The sequence below is a fragment of the Parapedobacter sp. SGR-10 genome, from assembly GCF_011030405.1.
Classification (GTDB): domain Bacteria; phylum Bacteroidota; class Bacteroidia; order Sphingobacteriales; family Sphingobacteriaceae; genus Sphingobacterium.
The window spans coordinates 35,276-59,506 of sequence record NZ_JAAJTJ010000021.1 but is presented as its reverse complement, the minus strand read 5'-3'; the positions used below and the strand labels follow the sequence as shown (position 1 = coordinate 59,506).

General features: G+C 44.5%; 16 protein-coding genes. 10 read left to right on the top strand and 6 right to left on the bottom strand.

Annotated features, from left to right (window positions below; all coding sequences use genetic code 11):
* Window positions 1-7: 7 nt before the first annotated feature.
* Complete coding sequence (locus G5B00_RS13750) at window positions 8-2,536, top strand: heparinase II/III family protein (RefSeq protein ID WP_205966426.1); 2,529 nt, start codon at window positions 8-10, stop codon at window positions 2,534-2,536.
* A gap of 100 nt (window positions 2,537-2,636) precedes the next feature.
* On the opposite strand, the gene G5B00_RS13745 is transcribed toward G5B00_RS13750, so the two are convergent.
* Both G5B00_RS13745 and G5B00_RS13740 read right to left on the bottom strand, forming a co-directional pair.
* Entirely contained in the window at window positions 2,637-3,893 is a 1,257-nt protein-coding gene (locus G5B00_RS13745) for a M14 family zinc carboxypeptidase (protein WP_163876466.1), read from the bottom strand.
* A gap of 33 nt (window positions 3,894-3,926) precedes the next feature.
* Window positions 3,927-6,149 carry a heparinase II/III family protein gene (locus G5B00_RS13740; RefSeq protein WP_163876463.1) on the bottom strand — a complete coding sequence of 741 codons (2,223 nt, stop codon included), beginning with the start codon at window positions 6,147-6,149 and terminating at the stop codon, window positions 3,927-3,929.
* 199 nt (window positions 6,150-6,348) lie between these two features.
* On the opposite strand from G5B00_RS13740, the gene G5B00_RS13735 reads away from it, so the two are divergent.
* The 9 genes from G5B00_RS13735 (at window position 6,349) to G5B00_RS13695 (ending at window position 20,758) form a co-directional block, all read left to right on the top strand.
* On the top strand, window positions 6,349-7,218 hold the full coding sequence (locus G5B00_RS13735; RefSeq protein WP_163876459.1) for a menaquinone biosynthesis family protein: 870 nt from the start codon (window positions 6,349-6,351) through the stop codon (window positions 7,216-7,218).
* Between the two features lie 90 nt (window positions 7,219-7,308).
* Complete coding sequence (locus G5B00_RS13730; protein WP_163876456.1) at window positions 7,309-7,878, top strand: RNA polymerase sigma factor; 570 nt, start codon at window positions 7,309-7,311, stop codon at window positions 7,876-7,878.
* A 381-nt stretch (window positions 7,879-8,259) separates the two neighbouring features.
* Window positions 8,260-9,432 carry a FecR family protein gene (locus tag G5B00_RS13725; protein ID WP_163876453.1) on the top strand — a complete coding sequence of 391 codons (1,173 nt, stop codon included), beginning with the start codon at window positions 8,260-8,262 and terminating at the stop codon, window positions 9,430-9,432.
* Window positions 9,433-9,441: 9 nt separating this feature from the next.
* The gene (locus tag G5B00_RS13720; RefSeq protein WP_163876451.1) at window positions 9,442-12,810 is read left to right on the top strand and encodes a SusC/RagA family TonB-linked outer membrane protein; all 3,369 of its coding nucleotides are present in this window, start codon (window positions 9,442-9,444) and stop codon (window positions 12,808-12,810) included.
* A gap of 12 nt (window positions 12,811-12,822) precedes the next feature.
* Window positions 12,823-14,301 carry a RagB/SusD family nutrient uptake outer membrane protein gene (locus G5B00_RS13715; protein WP_163876448.1) on the top strand — a complete coding sequence of 493 codons (1,479 nt, stop codon included), beginning with the start codon at window positions 12,823-12,825 and terminating at the stop codon, window positions 14,299-14,301.
* Between the two features lie 10 nt (window positions 14,302-14,311).
* On the top strand, window positions 14,312-14,776 hold the full coding sequence (locus G5B00_RS13710; protein ID WP_163876445.1) for a hypothetical protein: 465 nt from the start codon (window positions 14,312-14,314) through the stop codon (window positions 14,774-14,776).
* Between the two features lie 6 nt (window positions 14,777-14,782).
* Entirely contained in the window at window positions 14,783-17,620 is a 2,838-nt protein-coding gene (locus G5B00_RS13705) for a M16 family metallopeptidase (protein ID WP_163876442.1), read from the top strand.
* Between the two features lie 5 nt (window positions 17,621-17,625).
* Window positions 17,626-19,131, top strand: a complete 1,506-nt coding sequence (locus tag G5B00_RS13700; RefSeq protein WP_205966425.1) for a hypothetical protein — start codon at window positions 17,626-17,628, stop codon at window positions 19,129-19,131.
* A gap of 163 nt (window positions 19,132-19,294) precedes the next feature.
* Window positions 19,295-20,758 (top strand): calcineurin-like phosphoesterase C-terminal domain-containing protein, encoded by a 1,464-nt coding sequence (locus G5B00_RS13695; RefSeq protein WP_163876437.1) that lies wholly within the window; start codon window positions 19,295-19,297, stop codon window positions 20,756-20,758.
* Between the two features lie 76 nt (window positions 20,759-20,834).
* Here G5B00_RS13695 and G5B00_RS13690 read toward each other — a convergent pair whose 3' ends face one another.
* The 4 genes from G5B00_RS13690 to G5B00_RS13675 all read right to left on the bottom strand — a co-directional run bounded on the left by G5B00_RS13690 (window position 20,835) and on the right by G5B00_RS13675 (window position 24,154).
* Window positions 20,835-21,572, bottom strand: coding sequence for a zinc ribbon domain-containing protein (locus tag G5B00_RS13690; protein ID WP_163876435.1), 738 nt, complete (start codon window positions 21,570-21,572; stop codon window positions 20,835-20,837).
* Complete coding sequence (locus G5B00_RS13685; RefSeq protein ID WP_163876432.1) at window positions 21,572-22,669, bottom strand: Nif3-like dinuclear metal center hexameric protein; 1,098 nt, start codon at window positions 22,667-22,669, stop codon at window positions 21,572-21,574. Before G5B00_RS13685 ends, G5B00_RS13690 begins: the two co-directional genes overlap by 1 nt.
* Before the next feature lie 227 nt (window positions 22,670-22,896).
* The gene (locus G5B00_RS13680; protein WP_163876429.1) at window positions 22,897-23,355 is read right to left on the bottom strand and encodes a hypothetical protein; all 459 of its coding nucleotides are present in this window, start codon (window positions 23,353-23,355) and stop codon (window positions 22,897-22,899) included.
* Window positions 23,356-23,443: 88 nt separating this feature from the next.
* A complete protein-coding gene (locus G5B00_RS13675; RefSeq protein WP_163876426.1) occupies window positions 23,444-24,154 on the bottom strand; it encodes an SAM-dependent methyltransferase in 711 nt (236 codons plus the stop codon).
* Window positions 24,155-24,231 lie beyond the last annotated feature (77 nt).

Here is a 24,231-nt window from a genome sequence, read left to right as displayed (position 1 = left end):
CTATAGTATGAGAAAGGGTATTTTTGTTTTTTTGTTTGTTTTTGCTTGCCTTTCGGCAAGAGCACAGGAGGTCGGTTCGGCACATTCATTTGACTATGAGCAGATAAGGGAACATCCTCGGCTTTTGTTGGGCAAAGGAGAAGAAAACAGTGTAAAAGCATCATTGGCTAAAAAACCGGAATTAACGAAAATCGACAAATATATCCATCAGGTATCCGATGGTTTGATAAACGAAGAACCGTTGGTATTTGAGAAAAGAGGAAAAAGATTATTGGCTGTTTCTAGACAGGCACTCACCCGATTGTATTATTTGTCCTACAGCTACCGTGTCTCCAAGGATGAGAAGTACCTGCAACGGGCCGAAAGAGAGCTCCATGCCCTGTGCGATTTCGAGAGTTGGAATCCTTCGCATTTCCTTGATGTGGGAGAGATGTGTATGGCCGTAGCGATAGCCTACGATTGGTTGTATGACGACCTACAAATAGGAACAAAAGAAAAGGTTCGTAAAGCTATCTTAGAGAAAGCTTTTGCCCCCTCTTATAACGAAAAAGACGCCTGGTTTCTGAGAGCACATAACAATTGGAACTCCGTCTGTAATGCAGGACTGGTTTTCGGCGCATTGGCTATTTTTGAAGATGCAAAAGAGCAATCCATAGCCATTATTGAAAGGGCACTGCAAACAAACCTCTTAGCCCTACAAGCCTATGGCCCGGATGGCAATTATCCTGAAGGTCCGGGCTATTGGAATTACGGCACCTCATTCCAGGTGATGATGTTTGCAGCTTTAGAAAGTGCCTTGGGTTCAGACAAAGGGTTGGCCCGGACACCAGGTTTTATGGAATCAGCCGATTATATGCTCTTTGCTACAGGGCCTTCCGGATGGTATTTCAATTATTCGGACAACGGCAGAAGCGTGTCTGCTTCTCCGTCAATGTTTTGGTTTGCCAAGAAACGGAATGATCCTGCCCTGGTATATCAAGAAAAGTCGTTGATTCAGAGTGGGGCATATACGAAAAAACAAAGTTCTGATGAGGAAAGAATGTTGCCCAATGTACTTATTTTTGGCAAAGACTTGAATCTTTCCGGTATAAAACCACCGGGCAAACAAATGTTTACAGGCCACGGTATTACACCGGTATCTATTGTCCGCACAGCTTGGGAGGCTGGCCAGGGAAGATACTTGGGTATCAAGGGAGGAAAAGCTTCAGCACCGCATGGGCACATGGATCAGGGGACTTTTGTCTATGATGTCGGAGGCTTGAGGTGGGCTATGGATTTCGGCTTGCAAAGCTATCTCACTTTGGAGTCCAAAGGTGTAGATCTTTGGAACATGTCCCAAAACTCGCAGCGGTGGGATATATTTCGTTATAATAACCTCAATCACAACACGCTCACTATCAACAACAAACGGCATAATGTGGACGGTAAAGCGGAGATCATCGAAACGTTTGACCGTAAGAAAGAGAAGGGAGCCAAAATAGATCTTACTCCCGTTTTAAACCTCAACAATGAGGTAAAAGCAGCGAATAGAAAGGCCGTGATAGTTGACGATTCTTACCTAAAGATAGAGGATTTTGTGCAGGCAAACTCGAATCCGGTCAGCTTGAGGTGGAATATGGTTACCCCTGCGTTGGCTGAGATTGTCGATAAGAGTACGATCAAACTTTCCCAAAAAGGGAAAACCATGTTTCTAAAGTTTAGCGCCGATATTCCTTTCAACTTAGTGATACGGCCCTCGGAAAATCCAAGCCAGTATACTTGTGAATTTGGAGATTACAAGTATGGTACATACAATCAACAGAATCGAGGTATCGTCATGGTGGGATTTGATGCAGAGATTCCCGCAAACAAAGCCGGCCAATTTACTGTAACTTTTCAAGAGGGGAAGTCAGATCTGGTTTTAAAAAATAATACATTCGTCCTTGATGCCCCCAATCCTAATACAGCCTCTCATGGATTCAAACTTTTTCACGATATTTCTCCCATCGGAATAGACCCTTCCGGAGCCTTGTATCCCCTTGATACCCCGGATTGGGTTCCTTACGGAGAAGTAACCAACAAGAACTTGTTTGGAAAAGCATTCAAGTTCAGAATAGACGCTAAACGTATAGATCCATCGGGTATTGTCAACGCGGGAATAGACAGGTCCGGCCATGGACAATTGGGTGTAAAGGGAGGTGAGAGTCCCGGAATAAATAAGAATGAGGGTTATTTTTTGAGTCTTGACCTGAGCGATATCGCACCTTCTGTTACGATAGAACTCACCAAAATTGCTTTTACCTACTTAGGAGATTCGGAATCCTGTACCATCGTAAACCGTCAGGTTCCCGGAAAAATGCTCGTATTCAAAGGCAATGATAAGAAAAGAATAGAAGAGGTGAAGATCACGGCCAATCACAGCCGACAGTTTGTCAATGTTTCTGATTTGGGCATTGTACTGAAGGGTGGGGAGAACCATGCCGAGTTTCTATCCTTTTTTAATACGAGTGAATCCGGCGATTTTAGGGTAGCAGGGTTTGAGTTTGTGGTTAAATAGGAATAAGCGGTTGTTTTTATAACAGGACAGGTATACCGAAATATCCTCGGTATACCTGTTTTTTTTATTGACATTGTGGAACTTTCAGTACGTTTATTCCCTATTTAAAAAAATCTTTTTGCCATTTGCTGCGGCCACCTGTTTGGACTAAAAATTTCATAGATTCCAGATGAGCGATGATCTGTGCGTCCAGCAGGTCTTCAGGCGTATGGGCGGTAGGTACTCCGGCGAGATTAGTGCCTTGAAACCCATGACTGGGCGATTCGATGACTACACTCAGTGCTCCACAGTGCAGATTGAGTGCGGTACTCAGATTATAGCGACTGTACTCTTGGGGTGGAATAGACTCGACAGTGGCATCATTTGATCCTTGTAGCCCATGCTCTGTCAGGCTGGTTTTGATCTGTCTGTAAAGTCCCTCAAATATAGGTTGCAATTCGGGCTCTGCAAATGGACGATGGATCTGCATAAAATAATTGTTCTTGGGTACTCCTGTATGCATATTGATGATGATGTCCGGTTTCTCGTTTGCTGCTATATCGAATAGCATCCTGGTTTCGGGCTGGGGTGAACCAAAGAAATCGTCGTGCATAATGTTGACCCCATTGTCGTTTGGATATCCTCCCGGAAAACCAAAATCCGCAAAATCCATGGGAATATGCTCCTTTACATCCGGCCAGCCAATGATACTTCCGTCTTTTTTACCTCCGGTGTTCAGATACTCATGTACCGTAAAGGATTGTGGAGAATCGACTCCTTTATCTGTTTCCATGCGTATCGGAATGCGTGCTCTGCCGTCAGGACTCACCAACGGTATCAATACGATCCTATCTACTGAATCGAGCATGGAAGCCAGTTCGGGCCGTTTCTTCCCGTTAAGGTCTTTTCCGGTTTCAAAGACCTCGATCATATTGATAATACCCATAATGCCTTCCAGCTCAAATCCATGTACACCGCCTAGACCCATGTAGACCAGCTTGTCGCTATCCTCTCCCCTGTAGGGAGCAATGTCGTAAACGCCTAATGAACCGGAGAAAGTAGTTGTTCCCGATCCTGTTCTCTTGCTGCCGTAAGAGACCGAGAAGATAGGCCGCCCTCCTGCCGATGTACCCACGGTTTCTACTTTGCCTTTCTTTACCTTGGTCTTTAGATAAGTATCGATCTCTTCTATCGAAGCCACCCAAAAAGCCGGAACCTGTTCGACTTCGTCCAGATAGCCTTCGGGGAAATAGTAGGTGCCGGTAGAGACTGTATCTTTGGGCTTGGGTGAACTACAGGATAAGAAAAGTAAACCCATTAAGCTTATTAAACAGAGATAGTTTTTTGTTTTTGTGACGGATGGATTGAATTGTTTCATGCTTTGCTTTTTTATGTTTCCGTGAAATTTGTTTTACTTTGTTTTGAATATACTTTCCTGGTGTTCTACCCTGGACGTGAACGTCTCGTCTACTATAGTGGCTCCATTTTTGGTGATACGAATGCTGCCACCGACTGTGTCATCATTAGAAAATAAAATTTCATAGGTCTTTCCCTCATAATCAAATTCTACCCCTTTTTTATTTTCCTGATCTATAGCTTTGGAGGCAATCATCTTCTTTAAGTTCTTGTCACCTACGTGTATCAGATGCAGAAAGCTGTCTTTCAATTTAGGTGCCTGAGGAGCAATCTCTATCCTCCATTGCCCCAATAGGGGCATAATAGCAAGTTTTTCATATCTGTTGGGGTTGTCTGGGCGATAGTTCCAGTCCTTGGGTGTCAAGGCTGGTAAAGGCCAATTTTGACCGTCCGACCAAAACTGCTTGTCAGGACCACCAATTTTTGTTGCTTTTGTCTCCCTAGGGAATATTGTACGGCAAAATAAGGTACCGCCCTGCGATGTCTCATAGAATTCGTTGTCTTTTACAAAAATCGGTTCCGAAGCAGTGTGCAATAACCAGGTTTTGGGATAATCAGCCGACTTGGAGACGACTTTGTCAAAAACCACAAATACATCAGGCTGTATAAATACAAACTGTCGGAGAACAGTTTGTGCTTTGTCCTCGTGATAAGTCTTTGTAGCATCCGACGCAATATAGACATATTGTTTGTTTTGGCTATACCCTACTATGGTAGACCCTAAGAGCTCTCGTTGACCTCCGTCATTGGGTATTGATAAAGGTGTTTCGGTAGAAGCTGGACCACCCCAATACGCGGGAAACTTTTCGCCGGGCATTCGGATCGTGACACAGTTGTGTGCAACCGTGCGGCAATAGTAATGTGTGAGGTGCTGCCCGGGTTCGGGACGTGTGCCCGAATCAAGAGCCCTAAAACCATTGCGATAGATCACAAAGTTGTTGTTGTCGTAATGGCGGTGCTGGGTAAGAATGCCTCCTGCCGAGAATGAGGCATACGTATCATTGGGGCCGGAACCGGACCGCATGAATATCTGTCCCATGTTTTCGAAGTGCATGGCAGAAGGCAAATCCGTAAGTTCTTCTGTCGCTTTCCCTACAGTATTTTTTCCGTTGATTTGGTAGTCCACGAGATACCTGGCGAAAGGGATAGCATCCGAAGGATACTGCTTTACTTTTCCGGATATCCAATTTAGTAAAGGCATGATATTGGGATGGCTTTGGGCGTAGAAATGCCTGATTTGTGTCAGATGGGAATACATGTGACGTAAAGGCAATTGATTAGCAATATGGTCTACATCCCCATATCCAACGTGGCGGTTACCCGGTAACCAGTTCCAGACGGTATAATACATTAGATCCAGAGGGGAAGTCCATTGCTGAGAAACATCAATACCTGTAGCCGACTTTACACTATGGAAAAAATTAAACTCTGCCCAAGGATAGGCTTGAATATTGTATTCCATTACTGCTGTAGCAGATCCGCCATCATCGCCGGCGACCTGCTTTCGGTAACTAAGAAGTTTCCAATGTTCCTCAAAGCCTTGTTTGAGTAGTTTCTCGGCCATCTGATCATTGATGCCTGTCTTGTAAAAGACCAGACCGGCATACCAGGCCAGCACAGGATTGCCATAATATCCGGTTTGGTAGTCTCCTCGGTTTTCTCGCGGAGCAGGTTTACGCCCATCGAGAAAGACCATGGTATTTATTGTGCTTAGGAGCGGTTCACCTATCTCGCTGCGTTCGCGTTCTGTCAGGTCATTGTATATCCAGTCAAAGGCAGCTAAAGCTGAAATCCTTGAATAGGCATACCAGTGGATGTTGAGATTCTGTTCGTTTCGTGCAGCATAGTACTGATTGAGCTTTTTTAATACTTTTTTGGTGTAATACAAGTATTCCGGCTCTCCGGTAACTAAATAGGTCAGAGCAGCGTCAGCGGCTATGAGCCCATATTCATGATCCGTGCTTCGTGTACCGTCCGTAATGCTTATATCTTTGAATACGATGTCCTTATCTATGGTTTTGTCGATACGGTCCTTCATAGCATCAAAATGTTCACGGTTTCTGTCCACAGATTTTGCCTGTATGTCTCCCAGCATATCCTCATTTATAAAAACCCGAGGATGGCTATCCCGTATTTTTGTGGATATCTGTACAAAAGCCTGGGTAATATCGTCATCTTGCGGTTGGGCTTTTATTACCAGGGAAAAGCCCAACCACATAAAAACGGCGTAAACTATTAGAATAAATTTTCTATACATCGTCATTTGCATAAGTGTGGCAAGTTATGGTTTATAAGTGAACTCTAACAAAAATCCGCAAATTCCATGATTTTTAAAGGGGGGTAAGTGTCCAAATTGAGGGGATATAGCATTTTTAATAACATAAATCCTACCTTTGCTCTATCAAAACTATTGGAGTATGGAACTCACTCTCGGCTTTTCGCCCTGCCCAAATGATACGTTTATATTTGACGCATTGATCCATCACAAGATCGATACGCAAGGCTTGGATTTTGCCGTCGGATACCATGACGTGGAGACCTTGAACCAGAAGGCTTTCCGGCAGGAGCTGGACATTACCAAGCTCAGCTACCATGCCTTCGCGTATGCGGTGGAAGACTATGAGCTGTTGGATGCGGGCAGTGCCCTGGGATTTGGTGTGGGACCTCTGTTGATTGCGAAAGACGAAGCTCTGGCAGAGCAGTTGACACAATATGCCGGCTCTTTCCTGCCGCAAGAGCTTCAAAAGTTAAAAATCGGTATCCCCGGGAAGTACACCACAGCCAATTTTTTATTAGGTCTGGCCTATCCGTTATTACAAAACAAGCAAGAACTGATTTTTTCGGATATAGAGCAAGCTTTGTTGGACGGAAGAATTGACCTCGGCCTTATTATTCACGAAAATAGATTCACCTATCAGGACAAAGGTCTGCACAAGGTCATCGACCTGGGTGATTATTGGGAAAAGACCACACAGAATCCTATTCCATTGGGCGGTATTGTGATCAAAAGAAGTTTGCCTGTGGAGACTAGGCTTTTGGTGAACGAATTGATTCATCAGAGCGTCGAATACGCTTTTGCCCATCCGAAATCCGCACTGGATTATATCCGTTCCCATGCGCAGGAGATGGAAGAAAGCGTGATGTACAAGCATATCGAATTGTATGTCAATCAGTATTCGTCGGATCTGGGAGAGGTCGGACGTCGGGCTATACAGACGATGTTTGATGAGGCAAAGTTCTTAGGGCTGGTTCCCAAGACCGAGAAGAATATTTTTTTGACTTCCTAGAATGTTTTAAACAACAATACATTTGAACGAAAAGCGCTATCTTTGGTCTCGGGTAATATCTACGTATTTAGCCTTACTGCTTGAGAAACTATGCCGGTCGATGTTCACAACTTGCAAGAAGAGAGAAAAAGATGGGAGCTTATTTATGAACGCTTTTATCAGCCACTATGCTTTTTCTCTTATTCTATCCTCAATGATCAGCAAAAAGCAGAGGACGTGGTACAGGCTGTACTCGTGAAGCTATGGCAGGAGCAGATCCGGTTTGAAGACATGCAGCACATGCACAACTACCTGTACAAAAGTGTAAGAAATGCTTCTGTCAACGAGTTGAACGCCGAATCTACACATTCTCGTATATTGAAAGGACTGGGTGACCGCAATCCGGAACTCTATAAGCAGGATGATCACTTTCATACCATCATCAGAGCAGAACTCTATAAACATATTCTGGATGCTGCGTCACAATTGCCGGACAAAACATCGGAAGTCTTCAAATTGGCATTCTTTGAACAAAAGACGAACCCCGAAATAGCGGAGATATTGGACATAAGCATCAATACGGTCAAAGTACACAAAAATAATGCGAAAAAAGCATTGCAACGCATATTGAAAGATCTATACCCCTTAGTAGCCCTTATCCTTTGGAAAACATTTCAGTAAGAATACAGTGTCTTTTCCCGATAGCATTTCTTAAAAAAACCGAAGTATGTGTTCTCTTCAAATATGCTACATAGACTTCGTTAATATTTAACTATTAAGATACTAATGCACTATAAATACTAAGGTATTAATAGAGGGTAAATAGAGGGTTAGTAGAGGGTTAGTAGAGGGTTCATAGAGGTAAACCTCTATATAGACACTACTTAGACACTTCTTTACTATTAATTAATATCTATGGTATATGAGTCTATAGTAGATCAATAGAAACCTACTCGTCCATCAGCGATCTATTTGATGAAGAAGCAGAAAAAACTAAAATATTTCATATCAGACTAATCCTTTTCCAAGAGTTGTTTGTAATACTTCCATAAACCCTTAAAAATGGCAGAAAGAAACCCGTTTGAACTAGCGGAAAAAATATTTTTGTATCGTACCGGAGAGTTGGATCAAACGGAGCGGGAGAAGTTGGAACGGCAGATCGCCGATGATCCGGCACTGAAATCCCTTGTCGATGAGCTGGATAGTCCGGAGCTTGTGCAACGGGGATTGGCCCGGCTAGCGATGTTTGATACCAAAGCGGCTTACTCACAGGCATTGGATACCGTGTATCCCACAAAACGGTTATCACGCAGGCATTATGTACTTGTTGCAGCCAGTGTTGCCGTGATGATCGCTTTTGGCTTATTGTTGCGTTTTCTATCATCCTCACAGGCAGACCCCGAGGTGATCCTCACACGGCAGGATAGCGTGGCAGGTGTACAATTGATGTTGGCCTCGGGAGAACGTATCGAGACAGATACTCTTTCTTTTTTACGTGCCAATGAAGTTGATTTTACCGAAGAGGATGGTATGTTGATCGTCCGTACGCTTGAGACCACCCCTTCGCCAGAGATGCATAAAATTATCGTTCCCTACAAGCAAAAATATCAGATCGTTCTTCCCGATGGATCGAAAGTATTCCTTAATGCGGGTTCTACCCTTACGTTTCCGTCCTCTTTTCCGGGCCATGAGCGGCGTGTAAAATTAGAAGGAGAGGCTTTTTTCGAGATTGCACATAGTAAAGAGAAGCAGTTTGTCGTGGAGACGGCACAGCAACAGATACGGGTTCTCGGCACGGTATTCAATGTGAAGGCTTATGCAAACGAGCCTGTCCATTATACCACGCTTATGGAGGGACGTATAGCATTGCGAAGTCAAGGGACACAAGAAGAGCTGGTGCTTACACCTGGAAAACAGGTGCAATACAACCTGGAAGGCAGACGGGCTGTAGTCGTATCTGCAGATCCTGTGATAGCCGCCAATTGGAAAGACGGTTGGCTGGCCTTTGACAATATGCCGATGGATGAAATCTTGCGTCAGATTGGCCGTTGGTACAATCTGGAAGTTGCTTTGGCGGATCCATCCTTGCACAAGGTTTCGGCCAGTGGAAAGATTCTGCTCTATCCGGATGTCAACAACGTATTGCGGAAGTTTGAAAAACTAGATGATATCCACTTTGAAATGTCGGGAAACCGTATTGTGGCAAAACATATGAACACTATTAAAAAACAATAACCTTACCTCATGAACAATCCGTTTTTAGCTCGAATATGGAAAACAACTTGCCTTCTAGCTGTCCTGCTCTTTTTGGCCGAGCAGCCCTTGCAGGCACACGCGCAAGGGAAAGCAAGTGTAAAAATCAATCTTTCGGTAACCAATCTGCCATTGGAAAGTGTGTTTGTACAATTGGAACGGCAGAGCGGATATACTTTTCTGTATAAAAAGGAAGACATACAAAATCTACGCTCTGGAAAGTTGGACATAAAGGACCAGAGGTTGGACGTCGTTTTAAACGAGCTGTTCAGACTTAATGGCCTCACATACGAAATTGATGACAAGGTCATCATCGTACGTAAGGTTTCCGTAAAGCCCCATAGAAATCCTGCGCTTTCTGCTGTACAGCAGGAACGTATCATAAGGGGGAAGGTCAGCAATGAATCCGGAGAACCGCTGGGGGGAGTGACCATCTATATCAAAAATGCCCCGGGAAGGGTTGCCCAAACAGACGAACAAGGACGTTATGAATTGAATATCCCATCGACCGTGACCAGCCCAGTGCTGGTTTTTACCTATGTAGGTATGGAGGCGAAGGAAATCGCGGCCGGTACACAGAATGCTATGGACGTACGGTTGACGGCAACGGTCAACGTTTTGGAGGAAACGGTTATCGTCGGCGGCTACGGTGTTGCCCAAAAACGATTGGATATGGTCGGGAGTGCCTTTCAAGTCACCAGTGAGCAGATCAAAAATTTGCCTGCACAACGGGTAGATAATATGCTGGAGGGGCTGGTTCCAGGATTACAGATAGACTTCAATACCGACCAGGCGAGCAGTACCCGCCCTCGTATGAATCTTCGTGTACGTGGCCAAGCGTCATTGTCCGCTTCTAATGAACCGCTGTGGATCGTAGACGGCATACGTGTATTTACCGGTGATCGCACGAATATGATTCCGGGAATGAATACTTCAGTAAGTCCACTCTCCTACCTCAACCCGGATGATATCGAGAGCATCACAGTCCTTAAAGATGCGACAATGGCATCCATTTATGGTGCAGACGGCGCCAACGGGGTCATACTCATCACGACAAAGAAAGGTGTCAAAAGTGCCCCTTCATTGAGTGTTACCTCGCGGTATGGTCTGGCTCAGATCAACAATTCTACCCGCTTTAAGGTATTAGATGCCAAGCAATACATGGAGCTCGCCCGTGAGGCCTATCTGAATGTTCCTAGTAATGACATAACTTATTTTCCCTATCAGGATCTGCCGAACAATGCCTACAGTGCCACCAACACAGACTGGTATGATGTGTATTACGGTACCGGTACTTATTCTCAAAACAACATCAATATACGTGGCGGATCGGAGACCGTGGACTACTTTGTTTCGGGCGAATATTTTTCCAACAAGTCCACCATCAAAGGAAACAAGCAAGACCGTTTTTCGTTACGCAGCAACATCGATTTCAAGATTACGGACCGGTTAAACCTGGGCCTGCAAATGTCGGGCTCGTATAATATAAATGACATTTTCAACCCGAGCACCGATTTTTATGCCACATTACCTATTCTATCTCCTTACAACGAGGATGGATCAATGCGGCTGTGGTATGAACGGATACTTCCTCTACAGGATGCTGCAACGGGCGATTTTGTGCCTAGTGTCGACTCCCGTAAATTTTTCAATAGTGTGGCCGAACGTGAGGAAAACGACTATATGCAACGCGGCTTTTATTCCGTCAACAACCTCCTTTTGGATTATCAGATTGCCTCCGGTCTAAAATTCACCAGTCAGTTAGGGGCCAATATCCAAAGTAGCCATGAAGAAATCTATGCGGCAAGGAGCAACTGGTCCGGCATAAGCTTACAAGGTGAACCCCGAGGCTATGCCACCCGTGCCCATGCCAATTTCTTGGTTTGGTCCGTTATTGAAAGGCTGAATTACAACCGGCAATTTGGAAAGCATAATGTAACCGGCTTATTGGGATTTGAAGCCAGTTCCCAAGACAATAAAAGTATATCAGCTTATGGAAACGGCTTTGCAAATGACCATATCAAAGAAATCTCCTATGCGGCGACACGGGAAAATGCCGGCAGTTCATCCAACAGGGTAAGGCGTTCTTCCTTCTTTGGTCAAGGAGGATACAATTACGATAGCAAATATTATCTTAACCTGAACTGGCGCTCGGATGGCAACTCGGATTTCGGAGAAGATTCACAATGGGGGCATTTCTGGTCCGTAGGTTCGTCCTGGAACATACAAAATGAAGATTTTTTCCAAAGTGACCTGCTGAAAGTATTGAAACTCAAAGCCTCTTATGGCACGTTGGGTAACTCTCGATTGGGCAATCTACGTGCACAGGGCCTATATACCTATGGCACTTCGAGCAACTACGCCGGTGTAAGTGGATCTACAATGATCAGTGTTTGGAATCGTAATTTGAGCTGGGAACAGTCGCAGATGGCCAATATCGGTCTGCGTGCCAATTTTGGGAACCGGGTGGATGTGGACGTAGAAGTCTATTACAAAAAGACAATCGACCTCATGCAAGAACAGGATGTGTCCCGGACAACAGGTGACACTAGAGTGAGCCGAAATATAGGATCTACACAAAATCGGGGGATTGAAATGAATATCGAGACAATCAATATCCAACGCCGTGATTTCAGCTGGCGTACCATAGCAAATATCTCGCGCAATGAAAATAAACTGCTTGAACTCTATCAAGGTATTCCGCAGACCAGAGACAGGACGATTTGGATGGAAGGTTATGATCTGAACACCTATTTCCTCGTACGATGGGCAGGGGTAGATCCACGTGATGGAGCGCCACTTTGGTATGATAGTAATGGAAATGTGACACGTACTTATAGTAATGCGAATCGTGTACCGTACAAAAATTCGACTCCTTGGTTTTATGGCGGGATCACCAACACATTCCAATATAAAGATTGGACTTTAAGCTTTTTAGCGGTCTACTCTGCCGGTGGATATAGATTTACATCTTTTGGAAGGGACGCTTCCTCCGATGGATTGCACCTAATGGAAAGCAATCAGTCTGTGAATCAATTGGATAGATGGCAGCAGCCGGGCGATCTGGCATTATCACCAAAACCGCTGTGGCAGGTTGCGAATGCAAGTTCAACGATGAACTCGACCCGATACTTACAGAATGCCACTTTCCTTCGATTGAAGAATATCTACCTGACTTACGACCTTTCCGAGGCATGGACACAAAGGATAAGATTGAAAGGGGCAAGTGTTTCGCTTTTGGCCGACAACATAGGAGTGTGGACACCTTATGATAAAGCAGGTAGAAACTCCTACAAGCAGACCATGTCGGGATATCCGATGGAGACGACCGTTTCGGTAGGACTAAATGTAAAACTCTAAGCAAGCGACAACATGAACACACAAAAGATAAAATACTGTAGCCTTTTTGCTCTGCTGTTCCTCAGCATGAGTAGTTGTAAGAAATTTTTGACTGTCATGCCTGTGGGACAAACGACTATTCCTGTCCTTTTCTCTGATATGGATGGTATTCGGGCGGCTATCCCCGGGGCATATGCCAAAACATACGATTATTATTCCAATCACTTTTATATCTATCCCGAATTGGCCGGGGACCTGTTGAACCCGGATCTGTCATTGATCAATGAAGGACAGATTAATATCTATAACTTCGCCTCCATTCCGGACCAAGAAGCTGCACCATCGGCAAAAATATGGTCGGATATATTGGCTGCGCTTGCCAATGTGAACAACGCTCTATTTTATATTCCTTCGTTGAAAGAGAAGTTTCCAGCAAACAGAAACGAATTGGATATCTACAAAGCCGAATTATTATTTCTGAGGGCACTGGGGCATTTTGATCTTTGCAGAGCTTATGCGCAACCGTATACATATACAGCAGGAGCTACACATTTAGGTGTCCCCATTTTATCGCAGACACCTAGTCCCGATGATAACGTTTCACGGCAGTCCGTGGGGAAAGTGTATGAATTTATTCTCAACGACCTCAAGGAAGCCGAACGGATCTATAACAGCACTCCTGCATGGCGTACTGCCAAGCAACGGCCTTATTTCGTCTCGAAAGACGCTGTACAGGCGCTACTGTCCAGGGTCTACCTTTATATGGAAGATTGGGATCAGGTTATTTATTATGCCGGAGAGGTTATCAAAAAGTTGCCTTTGGCACAAAGTGATGCCTATACCGACATGTTCTTTAACCTGGCTGGATCGGAAACCGAAACGATCTTCCGGCTCAACGGAGAGGACAAGGGGTCTGGTATTTTCAGTTTCTACAATTTTCGTGTTTCTGAAGCAACGTTGGGCTACCCCTCAGGTACACCGGCAAACAAGCTTTTGGATAGCTATGAGGACGATGATGATATACGTAAGGCTAATCTTATCTTGAAGATAGACGTAGGGTCGGGTTTCTACTTTGTGACGCGCAAGTTTGATGCCGTACAAATGTCGACTGACAAGCAACATGTCAATCCGTTGACCTTACGCGCTTCGGAAATGTACCTCAACCGGGCGGAAGCTTACATAGGGAAAAAGCAACCTGCACAAGCGGCTGTCGACATCAAAACTATTCAGGCACGTGCCATCGAAACAGCCTCCTCCAACATCACTTTACCCGAATCAGATCTGGATGCCATGACGGAAATCGTTTATCAGGAACGTGTACGTGAATTAGCATTGGAGGGACACCGGCTATTCGATATCGCACGGCGGAAGCAAGACCTTGTACGGGATATGACGACAACATCTACTGTTCAAAAACTCACTTATCCAAGTGATTATTTTATACTGCCTATTCCACAACGGGAGCTGGACGCTAACCCGAATATGAAACCCAATCCGACCGTGAACAATTAACAAGACAATAATGAAAAGAACAATATTATACAGTACGGCATGGATTATGCTACTTCTTACAGCTTGCGGAAAGGAAGAACAGCAACCTTTTGACCATCCGTTTCTGCATATCATGAACAACAATACCTCTTCCGAGACGGTAAACTATATGGCCAATTCTGTCCGGACATATAACGTTTATTTAAGTTCAAAACCCTTGACTGAAAACCTAGAAGTGACTTTTCAGGTCACACCCGGCAATGGTCTTAAAGAGGGTGTAGACTACGAAATGGTTACGCCGGGTAACACGTTGGTTTTTCTGCCCGGAATCTACGATATGCCCATACGGGTACGATGGATGGCAAGCCCGGCATTGGATCCCAATAACGATAATACACTGACTATTGAACTGGTGAGTAACAGTCAAGGGATTACCCTTGGACTACCGGGACCCGATCAGCTCCAGAAAAAATTTGTCATCACAAAAGTAAGATAAAAGCATATGCACAACATTTGGTATATATGGATATGGTGTTGTTTCAGTTTTCTGCTGTTACCCAAAGTTAATGCACAATCTGTTGCATCTCCTTTGGTCAAAGGGAGATTGGACAATGGGCTCACGTACTATGTCCGGGCGAATCCGTATCCGGTAGGTGAGACTGTGTATCGGTTGTTCCTGAAAACGGGATCGCTAGCCGAACAGGAAGCACAACGTGGGCTGGCGCATTTTCTGGAGCACATGGCCTTCAACGGTAGCCTGCATTTTCCAGGGGATTCGTTGGTACGTTTTCTGGAACAACAGGGTGCCAGATTTGGCAAAGATCTCAATGCCCATACCTCCTACAATGAGACCGTGTATAAATTGCAGTTGCCGTCCAAAGACACGGCTTTGGTCGATCAGACCTTGACGATCCTTGCGGATTGGGCAGGAGGACTGGAGCTGGATAGCTCGGCGGTGGAAAAAGAACGGCAGGTTATTTTTTCGGAATGGCTCTCCCGCAAAACGGGTGGTGAAGCCACACAAGAAGCTTTTTTGGAGGCTTTGTTCAATGGTTCCCGCTTTACCGAGCGCAAGGTCATCGGTGATACAGCGGTTATCCTGCATGCACCTGCCGAGCAGATCCGAGCCTATTATCGGGACTGGTACACACCATCCCTTATGGCTGTAGCCGTGGTGGGTGACGTGGACGCAGACTGGGTGGTGCGACGTATCAAAGAGAAGTTTGCTACATTGCCTGCCAGAAAGAAAAAGCCTCAGAATTGGCCTATTCCCGGTTATACAAAAAATACGTTTAAAAAGGTGATCAATGACGGGGAGCGTAAGGTCGAGCTCAACATCATCCGCTTATTGGACCTGCCGAAACCGGTTCGTCATCAAAAAGAGTATAATAATTACTTGCAGGCAGACTTGTTACGGTTATTGTTGCGCCGAAGGTTTAATGACCTGTCTTTCAAAAAACCGACTTATGTCAAAGGAGGCTTACAATATTCTAATTTCTTAAATACCAAACGCCTGCTCATTGCCAATGTAGAGATCAATCCCGACAAACCCGATTCTTCGATCATGGAGTTTGCTTCTCAGCTCGCACAGTTGGTACAGTATGGTTTTGATAACAACGAAATCGCCCTGGTCAAGAAAAGTTATGAGGCACAGCTAAGGCGAAAGGCAGACAATGCAAAGCCCATACCGTCCGCAGTTTTGATGGAAGAACTTTACGATGATTTCTATAAAGGACAACCTGTTATCCCGGCTCGACAAGAGTATGATTGGTATCAAAAGGGTATTGGCCGCGTTGACTCTATATCCTTGTTGCACCAATTGAGACAAGGATACGATCCGGACAAGGCTTATTACTTATTGACCGGATACACACAGATCGATTCACAGCTTCCTACCGAAGCGGATATATTGAACTGGTTTAAAGAGGCACACCGTATGGCACAGCCCCGTTATCACAAACCTTTGGACGTAGTGAACGCTTTAATGGAGAATACGCCCGCGCCGGCTGTGGTACAGCATAGCGAGCGAAAAGTTGCCATTGATGCCGAACAGATCTTGCTTTCCAATGGTGTGCAGGTCATTTTTCGCAAACCTGTTGCCGAAAGGGATCGTATCACAGTCACCGGATTTCGAAAAGGGGGGCTCTACACGTTGGATTCGATAGACTATATCAGTGGTCTGTACGCAGGACAGATCACGGCATTGAGTGGAGCCGGAAATCTCAACCGGGAATCCTTGAACCATTACCTTACGGGGAATTCGGCATCGGTTAGGTTTCTGATAGACAAAACCCGCACGGGCATTGCGGGCAGTGCAGAACAAAGAGATATGGAAACCTTATTCCAGCTTATTTACCTCAAATGGACGGCACCGAGAGCAGACAGCAGCATTTTTGCACAGGTTAAAGAAAAGGCCATGGACAATTATCGGCATACCAACCAAACGCCGTCTTCCATCTTTGGAAGGGATTTGGGATACCTGCTGAATGGAAAAGATTATACGACGCAGGAAGTGACCGATACGGTCATTGCCAACGGGCTGAAACAAGACCGGATCCTTCCCATTTTCGAGCGGGCGTTTGGTGCAGCTTCGGGGTTTACGTTTATCGTTATTGCAGATCCCAAAGACGAACAATTGCGTGAACTCGTATTGACGTACCTCGGTGGGCTTCCGGCAGGTGTGGTAGACACAGCTTATCGGTACAGGCGTCCTCCGTTGGTTCAAGGAGAAAGATTCGAAAGATATCAAGGGGATACACCAAAAGCAACTGTGTGGCTGACTTACCAAACTGAAGATGTGCCGTTAGGGTACCACGAGCAATCGTTGCAGACCGATATGGCTACAGCTGTCATCCGTACGCAACTGTTGAAAGAACTGCGTGAAGAAATGGGTATGATCTATAGCATCGGCGTATCGGGCAGTGCAACACAGCACCCCGACCCATTGGCACGAACCAGTATCCGGTTCAGCTGTAAGCCCGAAGATGCCAAATTGTTGATCCAAACGATACAGAACCGTTTGAAACACATGGCAGAAAATCCGGTAAGTTTTGCAGCCACATTGGAAGACGTCAAAAGCAATCTTCGTAAGGAAATGGAACTGAACCGGCAAAAAGATTCTTTCTGGAGCGGCTATATACGCAATTCGCTCTTCAATGGAGACGATTCCTTTCATTTTTTGGAGGAATATGAAAAAAAACTAAATACAACGACTGCAGCTGTATTGGCTGGATTCATTCGACAGCAAATAGGTCAGGTTCCTCCCATAACAGCCGTATTGTATCCGGCCGCAAAGGATCAATCCGAGTCTGATAAAACAGGAATTAACACTAAAAAATAACATAAATGAAGATGAACATGAAACAATTGAACAAACTAGCGTACTATCTTATGATAGCAGTTGCTGCAATTGCCATAGGTAGCTGTAGCAAAAAAGGAGATGATATTCCGGATAAGGCCGATCCGAAAATGCTTTCTTTCGGCTTTTATGCCGAGGACAATGAGGACAATCTGTTTCGGGATTATATCGTCAGTAGTGTGAGCGGCAATGCTATACAGATCGAATTGCCTAAGGAAGTGGACAGAACTAATTTGGTCGCTCGTTTTACAACGACAGACAATACCACTGTCACTGTATCCGGTATTCCACAGCAATCCGGTGTGACCAAAAATGACTTTAGTACACCTGTAGATTATATTACCACGGAAGGAAAAACCAATGCCCGCTATACTGTGACCGTCGTCAATGCCGCAGATTATGTGTGGACAAGGGTGGGAGCTTATACAGAGCACGCAGTACTCGACTTTAAAATGGCAATACACCCTACATCTCATGTGCCTTATTTCTTATACAGCCTGAGTAACTCAGACACCGATCTACGAAAAGCACACGTAATAAAGTATGAAAACAGTTCTTGGACCGCTTTGGGCGGAGCTTTATCAAGTGGCCGTGTCGCTACGGAATTAGCGATGGTATTTAACGATGAAGGAAAGCTATTTGTAAGTTTCCCGGATTACGCCACTTCACCATCACAAGCACCTATCGTACAGAGTTACGACGGTAATTCATGGTCTGTAGTGGGTGGAGGTTCCGTTTTCTCTGCTGCTGTGAGTTACACAGCAATGGCAATAAATCCTACAAATAATTATCCTATTCTCTTCAATCAAATTAATGACAGAAATTATACCGTCCCACGGAGAGCAACAGTATACTCTCATTTCAATGGTAGTACTTGGAATATAGACAATAGGATAACCGGACGAGAAGATGGATTAATTGGAGGAATTATGAAAGCTAAAACTGTTGGAGATGCAACATACCTCGCTATATACAATGCCACAAACCCTTCGAACTACTCCGTCTATAAGTTCCAGAGCGGCCTTTGGACCACGATTGTTGATCAAACTATAGAAGAAGGTGCAACTGGTATATATGTGAGAGATTTCGATATGGATGTTGATCAAGACGGAAATATATATATCGCTGCGGGGGATAATGCGAGTGGTTCTTATAAGCCAAGGGTAAAAAAATATAATGCTGAGACTCAAACTTGGAGCCAAGTAGGCAGTATTATCCAAGTTGATCAGTCTTTGGTAAATAGTCGATATTACAATGTCGCTGTAGCTCCTAACGGAGCAGTCCATATTTTTTATCGTGACGAACAAGGGTTTCCAACAGTACAAACCTTTGACTCTGAAACACAAGATTGGAAAGAGCCAGTAGTATTGGAGAGTGCAGTTAGCGCTGGAGCTTTCATTTCTTTAGACTTCGCGTCAGATGGTACCGGTTACGCGTCATACCTCAATGGAGCAAATAATATTGTCGTGTACAAGTACGACACCCCTAACTAACCGGACGATGTTGTTAGGGAGACTTTCTAAACAGTTCTAACAAAACACTATATCGTCATTTCGACCAACGGGAGAAATCTATGGATAAATTATAGATTTCTCCTCATTCTTTGTCGAAATGACGATGTAGTTTACTTTTCACATTGCTTCTTATTCTCCTTCCATGCTAAAATTTCCTTTACCTCTCCTTCTTCTGCTCTTTTTACCTGTATGGCTCTCTGCACAGACCATAGTATGGGTCGAGGGAAAAGTATTTCACGATAAAAACCAAAATCAAGTCGTTGACCGTGGAGAATGGGGGTTAAAAAAAGTAGCGGTATCCAATGGAAAGGATATCGTATATACGGACAACAAAGGTTATTTCCGAATCCCGGTTACGATTGGCCAATCCGTGTTTCCGATTGTTCCCAATGGATATGCACTTGCAAAGAAGAGTACAGAACAAGTCAACAACTCCCTTTTTCTATACTTAGGGAAGGAGGCCACAGCTGGCTCGTCCCAACGGCACAACTTCGGCCTGATAGCCGAGAACCAATCCACAACCTTCCGGATAGGAGCCATTGGGGATATTCAGGTAGGCGACACCGATGAAATGAATTATGCCGGGAAGACGATTTTCCAGGAATTAGCCGGTAGGCGGGATATCACTTTTCATTTGATCCTAGGCGATCTGGTCAATGACCAAATGAGCTTATTGTCTCCTTTCAAGGATATGCTCAATGCCCTTCCGTCCCCGTCTTGGACCCTCGTTGGGAATCATGACCGCAATACGGAAAATGCCGAGCATATGGACGATCATTTTAACCGTGAATTTGGAGCTTCTACCTATGCTTTTCATTACGGTGGTGTACATTTCATCGTATTCAACAATGTTTTTTCCACGGGCAAGCGGTCTTACGAAGGGCGTCTTACAGATGATCAGCTCGAGTTTCTGGCCAACGATCTGAAAACTATACCTTTGCATACACCGGTCGTGATCTGTCAACATATTCCCATGCGTTATACCCGCAATCGTACGGAGGTACTCACGTTATTGGAAAAATTTGAAAATGTATTGATTCTTTCCGGTCACACCCATCAGGTAGGTCGTCATTTCTATAATCAAGGACGTGTGCAGGAATTGGTGACCGGCGCGCCCTCAGGCAATTGGTGGACCGGCGAGACCAATACGCAGGGAATCCCGGAAGCACTCATGCAATGTGGTAGTCCCCGAAATTACTTTACGATTGATTTTGACAAGAAATGTTACACCCTACACTACAAAGGTATCGGTTTGGACAAAGGCCAACAGATGGATATGACACTGCGGGGAGATACCTTGATTGCCAACCTCTATGGAGCTTCTGACAGCACAGCGGTATTCCTTCAAATAGACGAGGGCGAATGGATAACAATGGGGCATACAAAACGACCTGCTGAATCGGTTCTTCGTCTAATTGAAAACAACAGGCAAAAGCATTTTCCTGCATCTGGAAAGAAGATCAATCCTCTGCGCAAAAGATCTTCACCTCATATTTGGGAGGCTATCATCCCACCGCTTTCATCTGGTAGCCATCGGATCCGAATCAAAGCCTCTGATCGGTTTGGTTATGCTGTCGAAAATGTAGAGATGGTTTTTGTACCTTAAAAATGATTATAAACAAAAAGTCCGGACAAATTGCCCGGACTTTTTATTATACCATTTATATTTTACGGATGATCTTTTACGCTTCTACTGAAGCGATCATCTCATCGACCAGTATACGTCCGCAGTGTTCACAGATGATAATTTTCTTGCGTTGGCGGATTTCAGATTGCAATTGAGGTGGGATCTTGTTGTGGCATCCCGAACAGCTATCCCTTTCGATGGATACAACGGCTAGTCCGTTGCGGAAAGATCTACGAAGCTTGTTGTACACTAGCTGTAGACGGTCTTCTATCTTAGCGGAAGCTTCTTCTGCTTTGGCTAATAAAGAGTCTTCTTCGACTTGTGTTTCTGCTGTAATGGTGTCTAGCTCCTGTTTTTTGATCTCTAACTCCGCTTTGTTGAATTCGAGGTTGCTTTGTGTTTTTTCGTATGCTTCAGTCTTGTTGCTGATCTCGAATTCAGCCTCTTTGATACGCTTTTCACAAACCTGGATTTCTAAGCCCTGGATTTCGATTTCTTTTGTGATCGCATCGTACTCCCGGTTGTTCTTTACCTCGTTCAGCTGGGTTTCGTATTTCTTGATTGCGGCTTGTGAATCCTTGATCATATTTCTACGTGTGACGATGGAATCTTCCAAGTCATCCAACTCGACTCTTATTTTTTCCAAACGAGTCTCTAGTCCTGCAATCTCATCTTCTAAGTCAGCAACCTCGATAGGAAGTTCGCCACGTACCTGGCGGATCTTATCTATTTGAGTGTGGATCGACTGTAATGTCCACAATGATTCTAATTTTTGTTCTACCGTTTGTTCCATTAACAAAAGTATTTTATTGGATTTGTCTCTGTTTCCGTTAATAAGACAGCAAAGTTAGCAAATTTTTTCTGAATAATCTCCAACAATAATTCTTGCGTGAATTGTTCACTTTCGTAATGCCCTATGTCGGCGATGACGATTTGTCCTTCGGCATCAAAAAACTCATGATATTTGTAATCCGCTGTCACGAAAACATCTGCTCCCGAACGGATGGCATCCTGCAGCAAAAAACCTCCGGCACCGCCACAGACCGCTACACGCTGTACAGGTTTATCCAGCAAGGCCGTATGCCGTATGACATGTAAGTTTAGTTTTTGCTTGAGGTAGGCTAGAAAAGATCGTCCATCCTGAGTCTCTGTCAGGTTGCCGATGACACCGGAGCCTACGGTGTGTAATCTATTGTCCAACGCGTAGATATCATGTGCTACTTCTTCGTAGGGATGTGCCGCCAACATAGCTACCATGATCTGCCGTTCAAGATAAGCCGGATAGATCACTTCTACTTTGGTTTCCTCTATCCGCTCCTGCTCGCCGATTTCTCCGATGGCCGGATCTGCGCCCTCCAGAGGTCGAAAAGTCCCGTAACCCGCCGAATTGTAGCTGCACTGATCATAATCTCCGATATGACCGGCACCGGCATCAAACAACGATTGGCGTACGGCATCCACATGTGTACGGGGTACGAACACCGACAGTTTTTTGAGTAAGCCGGATTTGGGGCTTAGTATAGCTTGGTTTTCCAATTCCAAACGATCGGCTATCTTGGAGCTGACACCCCCCAGTACGTTGTCTAGATTGGTGTGGATGGCATATAGGACAATGTTGTGTTGGATGGCCTTGATGACAGTACGCTCGACGTAGTTGTTGCCGTTCAGCTTTTTTAGCCCTTTGAAGATGATAGGGTGGTGGGCTATGATGATATCACAGCCTTTATCGATCGCTTCTTGTACGACTTCCTCAGTACAGTCTAAGACAATCAGGGCTTTGGAAATTTCGTCATTTGCATTTCCCACGATCAAGCCCGAGTTGTCGTAAGGTTCTTGATAGGATAGTGGGGCGATAGTTTCCAGATATTGGGTAAGATCTTTGACTTTCATTAGCATAAATTTGTCTTTAAAGATAAGGAAGATTTTGTTAGACAATGTAAGAGGGGGGCTAAAAAGTAAAGCAGAACCGTAAAATTTGTCATTCTGAGGCTTGCCGAAGAATCTAAACACTTGATTAATAGCATATTTTAGATTCCTCCTATCGTCGGAATGACAAAAAGACATTATACCAAGCCTTTTTAGACAACTCTAAAGTGTAGGCAAAAGATATTCACCCCCTAAGAATTTTCCCTGGGTGTTGGATTGCTAGACCTCAGCAACCTCCTGTATTCATTGACCTTGATCCAATAGTTAAGATAACAGACCAAACAAGCGATAATGGCCAGATAACCGATAAATAAAGGTAAAGGAAAATTTGTGGCTAGATATGAATATGCCATAAAATACCCCTGCTTGAGTGTAGGATTTTCATCGATGGCGACTTGACGGTCAAAAAACTCATTGTTAAGCGAGTCACTGAGTCTTCTGATGATGATAAAGTTGTAAAAAATATTCAAAAGGGGTATAGCGACGATCCAAGCCTGTCCAGGTAAGAGGCATCTGTTATCCTTTCTAATCAACAGAACAGTCTGTCGAATGCTATACGCCAATATTAAGGAGAGGGTCTGAAACAGTATGCCTATAGCTATGACCAATATTATGTATTCGCGGCTCATTCCTTGTAGAAGCTCGTTCATATCTCCCATTATTTTGATTTTAATAAAATGTCACGACAAAGCGTATTCCTGTCCAAATACATATTCGTATCCTGCGTATGACAAAAACTTACGAAAATAATAAAAATATAGCCGGAATCTTATGCAGATCAATGTTTTGTCGTTTCCATTCAGCTATAGTCCTGGTTTTGACAATTTCATCCTCTGCCGTGAGATTGGCCGCAATGCACAACATACTGCTCGGTTTGGCCACACGAAGTACCTCTGCCAACAGCTGATTGTTGCGGAAAGGTGTTTCGATAAAGATCTGCGTGATATGTTCCCTTTCGCTTTGTATCTCTAAGTCCTTGATTTTTTTTGCCCGTTCCTTCTTGTCTATCGGTAGATAACCGTGAAAGGTAAATTTCTGCCCGTTGAAACCTGAAGCCATCAGGGCCAACAAAATCGAACTAGGTCCTACCAGCGGTACGACGCAGATATTGCGGCGATGTGCTTCCATAACGACCTCGGCTCCCGGATCAGCTACACCCGGACATCCGGCTTCTGACATCAGACCGACATCCTTTCCTTGAAAAATAGATGCAAAAACAGTACCGAAATCGATCTGTTCACGTACATGTTTGCCATAGTCGTGCAGGATAAGGTCACTTTGAGGAATACTTAAGCCTGCAGCTTTCAAGAATTTTCGGGCTGTTTTGCTGTTTTCCACGATGTATTCATGGATATTGTTGATAATGGAAGTGTGCATGAATGTGTACGAAGCCTTTTCAGCACCTTCCGCCAACGGTACGGGTATCAGATAGAGTTTGCCTTTTGCCATATTACAAACCTAAGCAATTAGTGGCAAAAACAAGATAGAGACGTTGGACCCAACGTCTCTATCTTTTCCTTTTCGCT